This is a genomic window from Stenotrophomonas sp. SRS1 (assembly GCF_026130205.1).
Taxonomy (GTDB): Bacteria; Pseudomonadota; Gammaproteobacteria; order Xanthomonadales; family Xanthomonadaceae; genus Stenotrophomonas; species Stenotrophomonas rhizophila_B.
Map to the genome: position 1 here is coordinate 480734 of NZ_JAINFD010000001.1, position 14421 is coordinate 495154.

Annotated in this window: 15 protein-coding genes; 9 read left to right on the top strand and 6 right to left on the bottom strand. The window is 66.6% G+C overall.

What is annotated here, in order from left to right; all coding sequences use genetic code 11:
- Positions 1-54 precede the first annotated feature (54 nt).
- From K4043_RS02040 to K4043_RS02055, 4 genes are read left to right on the top strand one after another with little or no spacing between them, the layout of a single operon-like run.
- Positions 55-1461 carry a TolC family protein gene (locus tag K4043_RS02040; protein WP_265308002.1) on the top strand — a complete coding sequence of 469 codons (1407 nt, stop codon included), beginning with the start codon at positions 55-57 and terminating at the stop codon, positions 1459-1461.
- On the top strand, positions 1454-2470 hold the full coding sequence (locus K4043_RS02045; RefSeq protein ID WP_265308003.1) for an efflux RND transporter periplasmic adaptor subunit: 1017 nt from the start codon (positions 1454-1456) through the stop codon (positions 2468-2470). The genes K4043_RS02040 and K4043_RS02045 overlap by 8 nt, the downstream gene beginning before the upstream one ends.
- Positions 2467-3654 carry an ABC transporter permease gene (locus tag K4043_RS02050; RefSeq protein ID WP_265308004.1) on the top strand — a complete coding sequence of 396 codons (1188 nt, stop codon included), beginning with the start codon at positions 2467-2469 and terminating at the stop codon, positions 3652-3654. The genes K4043_RS02045 and K4043_RS02050 overlap by 4 nt, the downstream gene beginning before the upstream one ends.
- Complete coding sequence (locus K4043_RS02055; protein WP_265308005.1) at positions 3651-4763, top strand: ABC transporter permease; 1113 nt, start codon at positions 3651-3653, stop codon at positions 4761-4763. The genes K4043_RS02050 and K4043_RS02055 overlap by 4 nt, the downstream gene beginning before the upstream one ends.
- 29 nt (positions 4764-4792) lie before the next feature.
- Here K4043_RS02055 and K4043_RS02060 read toward each other — a convergent pair whose 3' ends face one another.
- Positions 4793-5149, bottom strand: coding sequence for a YkgJ family cysteine cluster protein (locus K4043_RS02060; RefSeq protein WP_123729320.1), 357 nt, complete (start codon positions 5147-5149; stop codon positions 4793-4795).
- 184 nt (positions 5150-5333) lie between these two features.
- Here K4043_RS02060 and K4043_RS02065 point away from each other — a divergent pair, with 184 nt between their 5' ends.
- From K4043_RS02065 to K4043_RS02075, 3 genes are all read left to right on the top strand, one after another.
- A complete protein-coding gene (locus K4043_RS02065) occupies positions 5334-5804 on the top strand; it encodes a hypothetical protein (RefSeq protein WP_265308006.1) in 471 nt (156 codons plus the stop codon).
- A gap of 183 nt (positions 5805-5987) precedes the next feature.
- Positions 5988-7217 (top strand): MFS transporter, encoded by a 1230-nt coding sequence (locus K4043_RS02070; protein WP_260232230.1) that lies wholly within the window; start codon positions 5988-5990, stop codon positions 7215-7217.
- 31 nt (positions 7218-7248) lie between these two features.
- Complete coding sequence (locus tag K4043_RS02075) at positions 7249-8496, top strand: arsenic transporter (RefSeq protein WP_265308007.1); 1248 nt, start codon at positions 7249-7251, stop codon at positions 8494-8496.
- A gap of 41 nt (positions 8497-8537) precedes the next feature.
- Here K4043_RS02075 and K4043_RS02080 read toward each other — a convergent pair whose 3' ends face one another.
- The 5 genes from K4043_RS02080 to K4043_RS02100 all read right to left on the bottom strand — a co-directional run bounded on the left by K4043_RS02080 (position 8538) and on the right by K4043_RS02100 (position 13804).
- Positions 8538-8828 carry a hypothetical protein gene (locus tag K4043_RS02080; protein ID WP_265308008.1) on the bottom strand — a complete coding sequence of 97 codons (291 nt, stop codon included), beginning with the start codon at positions 8826-8828 and terminating at the stop codon, positions 8538-8540.
- 82 nt (positions 8829-8910) lie between these two features.
- Positions 8911-10182 (bottom strand): carbohydrate porin, encoded by a 1272-nt coding sequence (locus K4043_RS02085; RefSeq protein ID WP_265308009.1) that lies wholly within the window; start codon positions 10180-10182, stop codon positions 8911-8913.
- Positions 10179-11576, bottom strand: coding sequence for a cytochrome c (locus K4043_RS02090; protein WP_265308010.1), 1398 nt, complete (start codon positions 11574-11576; stop codon positions 10179-10181). Before K4043_RS02090 ends, K4043_RS02085 begins: the two co-directional genes overlap by 4 nt.
- Positions 11573-13213, bottom strand: a complete 1641-nt coding sequence (locus tag K4043_RS02095) for a GMC family oxidoreductase (RefSeq protein ID WP_265308011.1) — start codon at positions 13211-13213, stop codon at positions 11573-11575. The genes K4043_RS02090 and K4043_RS02095 overlap by 4 nt, the downstream gene beginning before the upstream one ends.
- A 45-nt stretch (positions 13214-13258) precedes the next feature.
- On the bottom strand, positions 13259-13804 hold the full coding sequence (locus tag K4043_RS02100; protein WP_123729328.1) for a sugar dehydrogenase complex small subunit: 546 nt from the start codon (positions 13802-13804) through the stop codon (positions 13259-13261).
- A gap of 180 nt (positions 13805-13984) precedes the next feature.
- On the opposite strand from K4043_RS02100, the gene K4043_RS02105 reads away from it, so the two are divergent.
- A complete protein-coding gene (locus tag K4043_RS02105) occupies positions 13985-14230 on the top strand; it encodes a hypothetical protein (protein WP_123729329.1) in 246 nt (81 codons plus the stop codon).
- 6 nt (positions 14231-14236) lie between these two features.
- On the top strand, positions 14237-14395 hold the full coding sequence (locus tag K4043_RS02110) for a hypothetical protein (RefSeq protein ID WP_265308562.1): 159 nt from the start codon (positions 14237-14239) through the stop codon (positions 14393-14395).
- The last annotated feature ends 26 nt before the right edge of the window (positions 14396-14421 follow it).

The following is a 14421-nucleotide window of genomic DNA, read 5'->3' on the forward strand; positions in this document are numbered from 1 at the left end:
CTTCACGCGGCGCACACTACTCTCTTGCCGTCACACCCCATGGAGCTGCCCCTCGTGAGCCGGCATTGGCCGCCAACGCGCGCGTTAAAAGGACTTACCTGTTTTTCCCTGATTCTATTGAGTGGCGCGGCCATCGCCCAGCCCGCACCGGACGGCGCCGCGGTCCCCGCCTTGGATTGGCAGCAGTCCCAGCAGCGGCTGGAGCAGGTGTCCGATGCCCTGGCCGCGGCGGATGCGTCGGTGCGCAACAAGCAGGACCTGCAGGACGCCACGCGTCTGCTGCGTCTTCCAGAGATCACCGGTGAAGTGCGCCGGCTGCAGTTCCAGAAGACCCTCACCCTGCCCCTGGGCTCCTTGACGCCGGTCGCTGAGGCGTTCGGCATCGACTCGCCGTTGCAGTTCACCGAGCGCGATTGGCGCACCCGCCCGGTGGTCACGGCGGTGTTGCCGCTGTACACCGGTGGCTTGATCCCGGCGGCCCAACAGGCCGCAGCAGGCGCGACCGACCAGGCCAGCGCCGAGCGCGAGTCGCAGCGTCAGTCGCTGAGCGTGCAGCTGGTCCAGGCCTACTTCGGCCAGCGTCTCGCCGAGCAGGCCGTGGACGTGCGCCGCGAGGTGCGCGATGGGCTGCAGCAACACCTCGACGATGCCCAGAAACTGGAACGCGAAGGCTTTGCCACCCGCGCCCAGCGCCTGCAGGCCAACGTCGCCCGCGACAAGGCCGAGCGCGAGTACCAGAAATCCCTGAATGATCTGGAGACGCTGAAGGCCGCATTGGCCACCCTGCTCCGCAGCGGTGGCGACGTCCGCCCGCTGTCACCCTTGTTTGTGCATCGCGCGCCGATCGGTGCCCTGCCCACCTTCGAACGCGATGCACAGGCCCGGCAGCCCCAGATTGCCCGGCTGCGCGCCCTGGTGGCCCAGGCCGAGCAAGGCGTGCGCGTGCAGCAGGCCAAGCTGAAACCCACCGTGTTCCTGTTTGGCCAGTACGATTTCCGCCGTCGCGACGAAATGTTGACCGACCCGGACTGGGCGTTCGGCATCGGCCTCAAGTACACGTTCCTCTCGCCCACCTCGCGCCCCGCCCAGATCAGCGCCGCCCGCGCGCAGCAGGATCAGGCCGAAGCCGGCCTGCGCGAAGCCGAGAACCAGGTGACGCTGGGCGTGCGCAAGGCCTGGTACGAACTGGACACCGCCCGCCAGCAGTTCCTGCTGCTGGACAGCAGCATCGAACAGAACCGCGAGAACCTGCGGCTGCAGGAGCTTGCCTTCCGTGAGGGCCAAGCCACCTCGCTGGACGTGATCGATGCGCGCCTGGGTCTGGGTGGCGCGCAGGTCGAGCGTGCCCAGGCGGCCTACCACTATGACGTGGCGCTGGCACAACTGCTGGAGATCAGTGGACAGATGGATCGATATGAAGAGTTCCGCCGCCGCGGCGACGAGGTGATCACCCATGAATGACACATTGCAGGCACCGGCCGACGCGCCGCCGCCGAAGAAGCGCAGGCTCGGGATCGTCATCGCGCTGGTGCTGTCGATCGTGGTCGTAGTCGGCCTGTGGCTGGCCTGGCGCACCCCGGCCGAACAGCTGCAGGGCATGGCCGACGCCGACACGATCAACGTGGCCGCCAAGATCACCGCGCGGCTGGCCGAGCTGAAGGTGCGCGAGGGCGACCGGGTCACCGCCGGCCAGGTGCTGTTCGTGCTGGACAGCCCCGAAGTGGCGGCCAAGGAGCAACAGGCCCAAGGCGCGCTGGAGGCAGCGCGGGCGGTGGCCGACAAGGCCGACGAAGGGGCACGCAGCGAGGACATCCGTGCTGCGCAGGCCAACTGGAAACGCGCCGAGGCCGGTGCCACCCTGGCCGATGCCACCTATCAGCGCGTGCAGAACCTCTTCAACGAAGGCGTGATGACCCGCCAGAAACGTGACGAGGCATTGGCCCAGGCGCGCAGTTCGCGCGAGCTGTCCAATGCCGCACGGGCGCAGTACGACCAGGCGCTGGCCGGCGCGCGCGATCAGGACAAGCGCGCCGCGCAGGGCCAGGTCCGCCAGGCGCAGGGTGCGGTGGCCGAGGTGGATGCGGCCCGCGACGAGGTCAATGGCCGCGCGCCCATGGCTGGCGAGATCAACAAACGCATGTCGGATATCGGCGAACTGGTGCCGGCCGGCTACCCGGTCTTCACCCTGGTCGACATCGACCGCATGTGGGTGTCGGTGAACCTGCGCGAATCGCAGATGCGGGGCCTGAAGGTCGGTACCCGCCTGCGCGGCAACGTGCCCGCACTGGATCGTGACGCCGAATTCGAGGTGTATTTCATCAATCCCGCCGGTGACTACGCCACGTGGCGTGCCACCCGACAATCCTCCGGCTATGACGTGCGCAGCTTCGAGATCCGGCTGCGCCCGGTCGCCCCGATCGAAGGCTTCCGCCCCGGGATGAGCGTGTTGTTCGGGTGGCCGCAGGGATGAGCCGGCCGGTGTGGGCGAGCGCTGCGGCCTCGTTCCAGCGCGAGGTTCAGCACCTGCGCCGCGATCGTGCCGATCTGCTGCTGATCACGCTGCTGCCTGCGGTGATGCTGGGGCTGATGGCATGGTTGTTCGCCTCCTCGGTGATGCGCGACATCCCCATCGCCATGGTCGACCTGGACCGCAGCGCTGAAAGCCGCCAGCTGGCCCGCATGCTCGATGCCAGCCCCGGCGTGAGCGTGGCCAGCCAGCCGTCCAGCCTGGCCGAGGCGCAATCGCAGCTGCGCCGGTTGGACGTCTTTGCGATCGTACTGGTGCCGCGCGATGCCACGCGACAGGCACTGCGCGGCGAACAGGGCACGGTGTTCGCGTACTACAACGCCACCTACCTCACCACCGGCCAATCCGCCGTGCGCGATATCGCCGAAGCGGTCAGCGCCTGGAACGCGCGGCTGCTGGGCGAACGCATCGGCAAGCAGGTGGGACCGGCCAAGCTGCGCGCGCCGCCGATCGCCGTGCAATCGGACATTCTGCACAACCCCGCGCGCAGCTATGAGCTGTTCCTGCTGCCTTTGCTGTTTCCGGCGATCCTCTCCCTGGGGCTGGCACTGGCGGTTGCAGCCAGCCTAGGCCGTGAGGTCCGCGATGGACACCTGCGCGACTGGCTGGGCGACACCCCATGGTCGGCGATCGCCGGCAAGGTCGTGCCGTACGTGCTGCTGTTCTCGGTCTACGGTGCACTCGGGGTGCTTTACCTTGCCCTGCTGCGTGGCGATGGCATCGCCGGCAGTGCCCTGCTGCTGATGCTGGGGCAACCGGTGTTCTACCTGGCCTGCGCGGCGGTGGCCCTGCTGTTTGTCGGGCTCACCCGGGACATGGGCACGTCACTGTCGGCGATCGGCCTGAGCATCGGCACCGCGCTGGCGTTCTCCGGCGCCACCTTCCCGGTGGTCGATGCGCCGCTGTTCACCCGGGTCTGGAATCTCCTGCTGCCACTGACCGCTTACGTGAAGCTGCAGACCCAGCAGCAGTTCGTGGGCGCGCCGTGGAGTGTCTCGCTGTGGCCACTGGGGACGCTGCTGCTGATGGTGGTGGTGGCCGGTGGCATCGGTGGCTGGCGATTGATTGCTGCCGCGCGCAGCGCCGATCCGGTGGTGCCGGGTACACCACGCGAGACCCGCGCATGAACCGCTTCGTCGACAGCCTGCGCCTGACCCTGCGCACCGTGCTCACCGATCGGTATGCGGTCGTGCTGATGGTCGGCGCGGTGGTGCTTTACTCGTTCTTCTACCCTGCTGCGTACCGCCACCAGGTGGCCAGCAACCTGCCCATCGTGGTGGTCGACCACGACCAGAGTGCCACCAGTCGAGAATTGCTGCGGCGGGTGGACGCGCTGCACACGGTACGCATTGTTGATCAGCCGGCCAGCATCGACCAGGCACGCCATGTGCTGGAAACCGGCAAGGCCGAAGGCATTCTGCTGATCCCGGCCAACCTTGAACGCGACATTCTGCGCGGCAGCCACGGCTATCTGGTGTTGATGGGCAACGGTGCCTACCTCGGCCGCGCCAGTTGGGTGCTCGGCGGCGTGGCCGAGGCCCTGACCGCCTTCGCGCGCGAGGCGGCCGTGTCCCAGGCGGCGTTCATGGGGGCGCCGCAGGCACCGCCGATCACGTTGGTGCAGCGCCCGCTGTTCAATACGCAGGAAGGGTACGGCAGCGCCATCGTGCCCGGCGTGGCGGAGCTGATCGTGCATCAGACGCTGCTGATGGGCATCGGCGTACTGCTCGGCGCGCGACGGTTGGCGTTGGGCCGGCGCCTGCGCTTTGACATGCCGACACTGGCCGGCATGGCGATTGGCTTCGGTGCCATCGGCCTGCTCGGGCTGCTGTATTACGCCGGTTTCACCGCGTGGGTGCAGGACTACCCGCGTGGTGGCAATCCACTCGGGCAGTTGCTGGGCGGCACGTTGTTCATCGCCGCCACGGTGGCGTTCGGGCTGTTCATCGGCAGCTTTTTCGCGACCCGCGAACGTGCCTTCCAGGTGGTCGTCGCCTGCTCCATCCCGCTGTTCTTCCTGGCCAACCTGTCCTGGCCGGCGGTCACCTCCCCGCCCGTGCTGGTGGCCTTGGCCCACCTGCTGCCGACCACGCCCGGCATCAACCTGATGGTGCGGTTGAATCAGATGGATGCCAGCCTGGGTGAAGTCAGCCACGAGCTCTGGACCCTGCTCGCGCTGCTGGCGCTTTACGGTGGTCTGGCGATATGGCGGCTGGGCGCACGCAGGCCGAACTGACCTTGAGCCTCGCTGGTGGCCCAGCGCTGCTAGATGAGCACCTGCCGGGTGCTGCGAAGAAACTGATGGATCTCCTTCTCCACCGATTCATCCAGCATGTAGACCGGCCGCTGGCCGTTGGGGCAGCGCAGGCTGGGGGTCGTCCCGAACATGCGGCAGATCAAGGGGCGTTCTTCGTACACCTCACAGCCCTGCTTGCCGAGATAGGGACAGCTCAGGTCCGCCAGCGCGGCAGCGTGCTCGGCATCGCTCTTGACCGGCAGCCGCGCCACTTCCTCACTTGAGGCGGTGACCGGGCCACAACAGTCCGTACACCCCACGATGCAGCGGAAGGTCGGGATCTGCTCGCGCAGCCGCTGGATCGCGTCGCGGGTGGTGTATGGCATTGCGATGGGCCCTGGAACGGCGTCGGCGGTGTGCCATTTTAACGCGTTGGCGCAGTGTTCACGCCGACAGGGTCGGTGGGCCGGCTTGCGGCCACCTGAACGCCGCGGGCGCGCCGCTTGAATCAGTGGCGGACAGACGCATTGAACCAGAGCGCCCGCGGTTGGGCGCTCTCAGGAGAAATGCATGCCGCACCATGAAAAGGTCGCCCTCGCTGGCGTCATCGAACACGTGTTCGCGCACCGCTTCACCCTGATCTGCAACGATCAGGCGTATCTGGCAGACCTCGGCCCCAAAGGGGCAGAGGCGTTTGCGCTCAAGGAAGGCGTTGCCGTCAGGCTGGAAGGGGAACAGCGTCCGTCGGAAATCAAAGTGGCCCGTATCGCCAGGAAGGGCGGCAGCTTTGTAGAGGTGGAGCACAAGAAGCCGCATCACGGCCCCAAGCATCGTCACCCGGAGGGGCCGGCGGATCCTCGTGTCGCCGTGGCCGCAGTGAAGAAGGATGGCTGGACGCCAACCGGCGAGCCCGCGCGCAAGCCCAAGCACTTCGAAGTGCTCGCACGCCGTAAGGGTGGCGAGTGGACCGAGCTCCATGTGGACTTCTCGGGTGTGATCTACAAAGAGAAGCACGCCGACCCGGAGAAGTGGGGGCTGTAAAACCCGGTCGGTCTGAAGCACATGGTACCCAGAGCCCTGGAGATTCCGGGGCTCTTCTGCGTGTGGCGCCACACGACCCTCACAGGCGGACGCGCATAACATGCGCCCCCCACCGGTATCGGGGCTGACCCAGCGAGCATCGAGCCAACGCACGTGAACCCACCTCCCCCTGCCCCCTTGCCCGTGCGCTCGGCTGATCGCTCGCTCGACGCGGTGAACTTTTTCCTGGCCGATGTCCGCGATGGATTGGGGCCATATCTTGCGATCTACCTGTTGGCCGTGCACAAATGGGACCCAGCCAGCATCGGCCTGGTGATGACGGTGGGGGGACTCGCTGCCCTGCTGGCGCAGACGCCGGCAGGCGCGCTGATGGATCGGGTCAACGCCAAGCGGGCCACGGTCGTCATCGCTGCCCTTCTGGTCACCGGCAGTTGCGTCGTGCTGCCGTGGATCACCTCGTTCACGCTGGTGGCCGCGACCCAGGCTGTCAGCGCCGTCGCGGGTACCGTCTTTGCCCCGGCCATCGCGGCCATCTCGCTGGGCATCGTCGGGCCACGGGCGTTCGCGCGGCGCATGGGTCGCAATGAGACGTTCAATCACGCAGGGAACGCCGTTGCGGCGGTCCTGGCCGGGGGGCTGGCGTACATCGGAGGCCCGGTCGTGGTGTTCTACCTGATGGCCGCACTCACCCTGGCCAGCGTGGCCGCGGTGCTGATGGTGCCGGCCAAGGCCATCGACCATGAGCAGGCGCGCGGATCGCCGGCCGCACCGGAGCGACAGCCGGGGCCATCCTCCTTTGGCATGCTCCTGCGCGACCGTACCCTGCTCACGCTGGCAGCGTGCTGTGCGCTGTTCCACCTGGCCAACGCGGCGATGCTGCCCCTGGTCGGTCAGAAACTCTCCCAGACCAACCCTGCGTTGGCCACCACCTTGACGGCGGCGTGCATCGTCGCGGCACAACTGGTCATGGTGCCGGCCGCGATGCTGGTCGGAACACGGGCCGATGTGTGGGGACGCAAGCCACTGCTGTTGGCCGGCTTTCTGATCCTGCCGATCCGTGGCGTACTTTATCCACTGTCCGATGCGCCGGCATGGCTGCTGGGTGTGCAACTGCTGGATGGCATCGGTGCGGGTATCTTCGGGGCGCTGCTCCCCGTCATGGTCAGTGATCTGACCCAGGGAACCGGCCGATTCAACGTCACGCTCGGTGCAGTCTCGACGGTCTTCGGGCTGGGTGCTGCGCTCAGTCCGGGCTTGGCCGGGGTGATCGTGCAGTTCGCTGGGTATGATGTCGCGTTCCTGACCCTGGCGGCGATTGCAGCCCTGGCCTTCGTGCTGGCAATGGCCATGCCGGAGACCCGACCTCACACAGGCCGCGCTTCCACGGTGGCAGCACCGACGGACGCGACCTGACGCCAGCCACTGCGTTTTTCCTGAGCCATGCATGCACGTCCCCACAACCTCCCTGATCATCTGGATGGTGACCGCCGTTGCCACCAGCGGTGTCATCTTTCGTCCTTGGCGGATCCCCGAGTATGTCTGGGCACTGGGCGCTGCCGTGGTGCTGGTGGCGACAGGCCTGGTGCCCATCCCCACGGCCATCGCGGCGGTGGCCGAAGGCGGCGACGTCTACCTGTTCCTGATCGGCATGATGGTGCTGGCCGAGCTGGCGCGTCACGAGGGGCTGTTCGACTGGCTGGCCATGTATGCCGTCCAGCACGCCAAGGGATCCGGGCGGCGCCTGTTTGATCTGGTCTTCCTGGTTGGCACGCTGGTGACCATTTTCCTGTCCAACGACGCCACCGCCGTGGTGCTCACACCGGCGGTTTACGCGGCCTGCAAAGCGGCCCGCGCCAATCCACTGCCCTACCTGTTCGTCTGCGCGTTCATTGCCAACGCAGCCAGCTTCGTGCTGCCCATCTCCAATCCCGCCAACCTTGTGGTGTTCGGCAGCCACATGCCCTCGCTGCCAGAATGGCTGCGGCAGTTCAGCCTGCCGTCGCTGGCCGCGATCCTGATGACGTATCTGGTGCTGCGCCTGGCTCAACGCCGACAGATCGCCCACCCGCTGGCGGAGCGGATCGAGCACCGCGCCCTGTCCGACGGCGGTCGCCTGTGCGCCATCGGTGTCGGGCTCACCGGCATCGTGCTGCTGGTGACCTCGGCGATGAACGGCCCGCTAGGCGTGACGACCTTCTGCGCAGGTGCGCTCACCTTGGCGGCGGTTCGCCTGCGCCAGCGTCGCAGCCCGCTGCCGATACTGCGTCACGTCGCCTGGGGGGTGCTGCCCCTGGTGGCTGGCCTGTTCGTGCTGGTCGAAGCCGTTGCCCAGACCGGGGTGATCCGCACGGCGGCGCACGCATTGGATGCGCTGGCACGGACCTCGCCTTCGGAAGCCAGCTGGGTGGCAGGGATCGCGGCAGCGGTGGCGAGCAATCTGGCCAACAACCTGCCCATCGGGCTGGTGGCCGGCTCGCTGGGGCAGATGGCGGACCTGCCGGTGCACACCCGCGCGGCGCTGCTCATCGGCGTCGATCTGGGGCCGAACCTCTCGGTGACCGGGTCGCTGGCCACAATGCTGTGGCTGGTCGCGCTGCGTCGGGAGGGCGAGAACGTCAGCGCGCTGCAGTTCTTCAAGCTGGGCATGCTCGTGATGCCACCGGCATTGATCGCGGCGTTGCTGCTGCTCTGATGATCGCGTGGCGTCGCGGCAATGCCGTGACGCCGACACGCTCAGGCGGCTTTAGGGGTCCACTGGCGCAGCGTGGCGGCTTTGAGCGACTGCTCGCCGCAGCCGGTCGGGCAACGCAGTACCCGTGACGCCGCGTTGCTGACAAAGCCAGCGCCTTCCTGCGCCTTGAAGATCACCTCACACGACAGGCAGCGCGCCACCATCGAATACAGGTGAACGATGCGACCGCTGCAGGGGTCCTGCAGCGCGCTCACATCCAGCAGGTCGAAGTGGCAGCTGTCGGGCATCGCACGGCGGGGAAACGGTGGGGAAACGGTCGTCTGCAGGTTCACGCGTGCCAGCCTCGATGGTGAGGGCATCACTTTAGGCATCCACATGTGGAGCGTACGTGCACTGGACGACCGTGCCGCGTGATCACAGCGTGGCCTGCGCCTGCAGCGTGAACACCCAGCTGTCCGGGCGGCTCTCATACGCCCCGGGGCGGGCCACATACTGCACCGCAGGCCGCAGGATCAGCCACGGAGTGACCTGCACACCGTAATTGAGCTCCACGAACTGCTCGTTGCGCTGCACGTCCTTGCCGGTGATGCGCTGGTACTGGGCAAGGCGGTCGGAGATGTCCAGCCGGGTCCATGCCAGGCTCAGCACATCATCCTCGCGGGATGCCACCACACCGCGCCAACTCAGGCCGGCTTCCCACGAATACCGCATGAGGCCGGTCTTGGCATCCGCACGCGTGGCCACGCCGAATACCGACAGACCGCGCACGGTGTCGCCTTCGGGCTTCAGCACGCGCTGCGCCAGCTGGATGTACGAACCGCTGCGATGCGACGCGCGCGGTGCGGCCGGATTGCCGATGTCGTCCGCGTTGGACGTGTCCAGGTAATAGCCGACCTTGTAGGTGCCACCATAATGCTCGCCGGTGTTGCCGTGGCTGTAGCCCACTTCCACGGGCAGGAACAGGCCGGTCTTGCCACGGTCGGACACGCGGAAGCCACTGCCCTCCTGCTTGCGCATCGGCACGACATCGTAAATGCCGGTCTGTGCGTACCAGCCCGAGGGATCAGCCCACTTCACCCGCAGGCCCCACTGGCCGGTCGGATTGTCCAGCCAACCGGAGCTGTAGATCGGGCCCAGCGGATGGCCGCACTGGCCGTTGTTGTTGAAGTTGCAGGTGTACGGCAAACCGCCGAAGTCGTTGCCCATCGAGTAGAAGCCGCCCTTCAGGCTCAACCGCTTGTCCAGCAGCCAGCGCTCGTAGGAGAGCTCGTTGAAGCGCAGGTTCTGCCCTTGGCCATAGAACGCCTGGTTCTGCACGTAGGAACCGGTCGAGCGGTCATTGACCGCATTGCCGAAGCGGTCGGAGAACACCACCCGCATCGTGCCGTCGAAACCGAAGGCCTTGCCGGTATCGATCATGGCACCGAAATCAACGTGCTCGGCCGTGGACCAGCCGGAACCCTTGTAGCCATCGCTGTTGACGCCGGTGGCGATCACGATGCGTGCGCTCGGGGTCACGCCACGATCCTGCAGCCAGATGCGGGCCACCCAGTCCGCACTGAGCGGTGTCTGGGCAATGGTGTCCACGGCCTTGGGTTTGGGGACCTCTGGTTCAGCCGCCCATGCCGGCAAGACGGCCGCGGAGGCCATCAGCCCGAGGCTTACAACGAAGGAGGTGCGCTTCATGCCGAAGCCCTCCGCTGCTTGCGTCTGGTCCACGCGCGTCGCACCAGCAGGATCACCACCACGAAAGCCGCAAGCGCCAGGATGAGCAACGGCAGCCAAAGGCGCGCGATCTTGGCCAGCAGCGGTTTCTCGCCACCATCGCGGATCAGCGCGACCTGGGCAGCGGTGACCTGGTCGCCAGGGCCGAAGGTGGTCCGCACGTAGCTGGCGACCGCGGCGATGTCGGCATCGCTCAGCGCCTGTACGTAGGAACCTTCCGAAAAGTGCGGCATCACTACGTGCTTACCGTCCACCTCGCGGTCGATGCCGCCGATGATGGTCGCCACCAGGTTCTGTGGCCGGACCATGCCGACGGTGCTGTTGTGCACCAGCGACGGGTAGTAGCCGTCGTTGCTGCCCTCGCCCCGGGAGCCATGGCAGCTGGCGCAGAGGCCGGAATACAGCACGGCACCGGAGGCGATGGGCGCGTCCGTGCCGCGAATCGCGGGCTCGCCCGGTGCCGTGGCGGCATCGCCCCAGGCGAACGCAGCACGGGTGGCATCCTTGTCAGCCACGGCCGGCACCGTCCGCAGATAGGTCACGATCGCGCTGATGTCGTCGTCGCGCAGTTTGGAAAGGCTGTTCGTGACCGCCTCGGCCATACCGCCACCGGCCTGACCTTTGCCCTCAACCCGGCCGGTCTTCAGGTACTCGGCCAGTTCGTCATCGGTCCATCCGCCGATCCCGCTGATCGGATGCGACGTGATGTTGGGCGCGTACCAATCGCCCAGCGAACCACCGGCAAAGGCTTTGCCGCCCACTTCCTGCATCATCAGGCCGCGTGGACTGTGGCAGCTGGAGCAGTGCGCCAACCCTTCCACCAGGTAGGCACCCCGATTCCATTGGGCACTCTGCGCCGTATCAGGTTTGAACGGGGTCTTGTCCAGGAACAGCAGATTCCACACAGCCATGGACGAGCGCACGCTGAAGGGGAATGGCAGCTCGGTGGTACGTGCCTCCTCATCGACCGGTGCGACCGCCTGCATGAAGTAGACGTACAGCGCGTGGATATCCTCGTCGGTCAGCTTGGCGTAAGAGGTGTACGGCATCGCCGGATACAGATGGGCACCATCCTTGCGCACGCCCTCACGGACCGCCTTGGCGAAATCGGCCTCCGTGTAGTTGCCAATGCCGTGGGACTTGGACGGGGTGATATTGCTCGCCCAGATCTCGCCCAGCGGCGAGGCGATCGCGTAGCCGCCGGCGTAAGGCCTGCCCTGCTTCGGGCTGGTGTGGCACGCCACGCAGTCCGCGGCCACGGACAGGTAGCGCCCACGTTCGACGGTGTCATCGGCGCGCGCAGTGTGGCTGACGCCGGCCAACAGGCCCAATGCGATGAGCACGACGGTCTTCATGCGGCACGCTCGATGGCATCGGCCGCGCGCAGGGCCAACGCAGCCATGGTCAAGGTGCTGTTGACGACGCTGGCCGAGACCATCGCGCTGCCGCCCGGCAGCCACAGGTTCGGATGATCATGCGCGCGACAATCGCCATCGACCACGGAATCGCGCGGATCCGCACCCATGATGGTCGAGCCCATGATGTGGTTGTTGGCATTGAGCGCCGTGGTGATCACGAATTCTTCGGCGTTGAACAGCGTGCCGATGTGCCGCAGCTGCTCGCAGGATTTGTCGTAGCCCTTGCGCGCGTAATCGCCCAGCGAGTAATGGATGTCCGGGCAGGCCAGGCCATGGCCATCGACGCGGGTCTTGGACAGCGTCAGCCGGTTGCTCGGGTCGGGCAGCGGCTCCAGGCTGATCGACAGGTCCACCCCGTAGATCGCGCGGCGTCGGATTTCCGCGTCCAGCGCCTCACCGGCCAGCCCCATCTTCAATGCCTGGTCGGTGGCGATCGCCACCCGACTGATGTTGTTGAGGATGATCTTGGTCGCCGAATACTCCGACCGGAACGCACCATCACGCGGCCCGACCATGCAGCTGGACTGCGCCGGGCCACGCCCGAGCCAGATCGGGCGGTCCGCGATGAAGGAGCAGTGGAAGCCGGAGTGGTCCAGCATGTTGCGCCCGACCTGGTCGGACGAATTGGCGATGCCGTTCGGGTTCTGTGCGTTGGCGGCCAGCAGCAGCAGACGCGGCGTCTCCAGCGCGTTGCAGGCGATCACGAAACTGCGCCCGGTGGCCTTGTGGCTGACCTTGTCGCTGTCATACCAGTGAATGGCGGTCACCCGGTTCTGCGCATCGGTGTCGATCTTGTAGGCCACCGCTTCAGCCAGCACCTTGGCGCCCAGCGCTTCGGCGGCCTGCACGGTGTGGACGCCGTTGTACATGGCCCCGATCGGGCAGATCGGCTGGCAGTTGTTGTTGCCACAGCACGCGGGGCGATCATTCCAGGGCTTGATCATGCGCCCCTGCGGAATCGGCACCAGGTTGTAGCCGTGTGGATTGACCACCTCGGCAAACACCTTGTCGCCGTTGCCCCACGGAATCATGTCGGCCAGGTACGGCTTGGAGCGCTGCGAGGGGCTCTGCTGCGCGGGATCATTCGGGCCGGAGACGCCCATGGCCTCTTCAGCGCGGCAGTAGTACGGCTCGATGTCCTCGTAGCTGATCGGCCAATCGCGTCCGACCCCGTAGGCGGACTGCATCTTGAAGTCGACCGGCAGATGCCGCCAGCAGGAGGCAGCCCAGTGCCAGGTCGTGCCACCGACCGCCTTGATGAAGCCCTGATGGAAGCTGCTGGCATCGGGGCCGGTCAGGCCGACGTAATCGTTGGCCGGGAAGTACAGTGGCGCCGTCGCGAATTTCGATTGCGGGAACGGCCCTTGGAAATCGCTGCCGATGCGCCGCTCGAAGCTAACGTTGCGCCAGTTTTCGACCACGTCGGCGCGATTCAGGCGCGGCCCGGCTTCGAGCACAAGCACGGATTTGCCAGCACGCACCAACTGGTGGGCGATCAAGGCACCGACCACGCCAGAGCCGACGATCACGACGTCGGCATCGGCGTCGCCATCACGGAAAACCGGAGCTTTCATGAGAGGAATCCAGATCTGGAACAGAAGAGAGAGGGCCGCGCGGACTTAGGCGCGTGCTCGAATCGGGGCCGGCGGCTCAGCGGTCCACCAGGCGGGGCCGCCTTGGGCGTAGGTCGGTGGTGAAAGACCGTCATCCACGCAACGCTGCATCAGCGCATCGCGGTAGGACACGGTCACGGCGTGCACGCCCTTGCCAACGGTGCCCGTGTACCACGCGGTGATGATGGCCAACGCGGCGGGTTTCGCGTCGCCCGCCGCCGCGATCAGCGCCTGTGCGCCAGTCACCTGCCCTGCCAGAGTGACCAGGGTGGGGAACTGCGCATGCAGCTCGGGCTGAAGATGGGCGAACGCCTGCTCGATCCGGTCGGCCGTGGCCGGGTTCAGATCGGTCTTGCCGGTCAACGCGTGAGAGAGGTCGAGGAAGGCGGTGCCGGTCTTGGCCGCAGGCGCCGTTGCAGCCGGCGCTGCCACCGCAGGCGCTTTGTCACGGCAGGCCGCGAGCAGCGAAACCGAACCGACCGCAAGAAGGAAGCCTCGTCGTGTGAGGCCTTGCCCCCGACGATGCTCGTCCAATCCCTCGGGAATACTCATGATGTGAACTCTGCTCCGTAACACGCCGGCTCCCCGCCCGTAGACCACGGAACGGCTAAGCTTCGACGGCGACAAGGCTACTCCCCCTGTCTGTCATCACGGAGTGATAAGTGATGACTCACGCACCGCGCACGGCATCGGCGTTACAAACCGGGCTCGTCTCACTTCCGGAGAATCGCCATGCGAACCGTGTTGTTCAGTGCCCTTGCGGCGATGGCGTTGGCGGGCTGCAACAAGGCCGAGCCCACCGATCAGGGCAAGCACGCCGATACCATCGAGCAGCCTGCACCTGCACCGGCGGGCAACGCGTCCTCGCGCAACGTGCCCGGCGGTGGCAGTGGGACGGCGGCCTCCGAAACGCAGGATTCCGGGCATGGCACGGAAGCCCCGGCAGAGCCCACGCGCGATTCGCCACCGAAGCGGTAGGCCGTCATGACGCCACTCGATAAACCCCTGCGCCGGGAAGTCCTGATCGAGGATGAAGCCTATACGCTCACCATCGATCCTGAAGGACTGAAGCTGGTGCCCAAGGGCAAGCGGGACGGTGTGACCCTGAAATCGGCCCGCACACGCTTTCTCCATTCAGGTTGATGGCAACGGGAAAGCAAGCGGACGCA

Excerpts from the sequence above, each read along its gene's own strand:
- K4043_RS02045 (WP_265308003.1), top strand. The coding sequence starts at position 1,454 with ATGAATGACACATTGCAGGCACCGGCCGACGCGCCGCCGCCGAAGAAG.
- K4043_RS02050 (WP_265308004.1), top strand. The coding sequence starts at position 2,467 with ATGAGCCGGCCGGTGTGGGCGAGCGCTGCGGCCTCGTTCCAGCGCGAG.
- K4043_RS02055 (WP_265308005.1), top strand. The coding sequence starts at position 3,651 with ATGAACCGCTTCGTCGACAGCCTGCGCCTGACCCTGCGCACCGTGCTC.
- K4043_RS02060 (WP_123729320.1), bottom strand. The coding sequence starts at position 5,149 with ATGCCATACACCACCCGCGACGCGATCCAGCGGCTGCGCGAGCAGATC.
- K4043_RS02065 (WP_265308006.1), top strand. The coding sequence starts at position 5,334 with ATGCCGCACCATGAAAAGGTCGCCCTCGCTGGCGTCATCGAACACGTG.
- K4043_RS02075 (WP_265308007.1), top strand. The coding sequence starts at position 7,249 with ATGCACGTCCCCACAACCTCCCTGATCATCTGGATGGTGACCGCCGTT.
- K4043_RS02085 (WP_265308009.1), bottom strand. The coding sequence starts at position 10,182 with ATGAAGCGCACCTCCTTCGTTGTAAGCCTCGGGCTGATGGCCTCCGCG.
- K4043_RS02090 (WP_265308010.1), bottom strand. The coding sequence starts at position 11,576 with ATGAAGACCGTCGTGCTCATCGCATTGGGCCTGTTGGCCGGCGTCAGC.
- K4043_RS02095 (WP_265308011.1), bottom strand. The coding sequence starts at position 13,213 with ATGAAAGCTCCGGTTTTCCGTGATGGCGACGCCGATGCCGACGTCGTG.
- K4043_RS02100 (WP_123729328.1), bottom strand. The coding sequence starts at position 13,804 with ATGAGTATTCCCGAGGGATTGGACGAGCATCGTCGGGGGCAAGGCCTC.
- K4043_RS02105 (WP_123729329.1), top strand. The coding sequence starts at position 13,985 with ATGCGAACCGTGTTGTTCAGTGCCCTTGCGGCGATGGCGTTGGCGGGC.
- K4043_RS02110 (WP_265308562.1), top strand. The coding sequence starts at position 14,237 with ATGACGCCACTCGATAAACCCCTGCGCCGGGAAGTCCTGATCGAGGAT.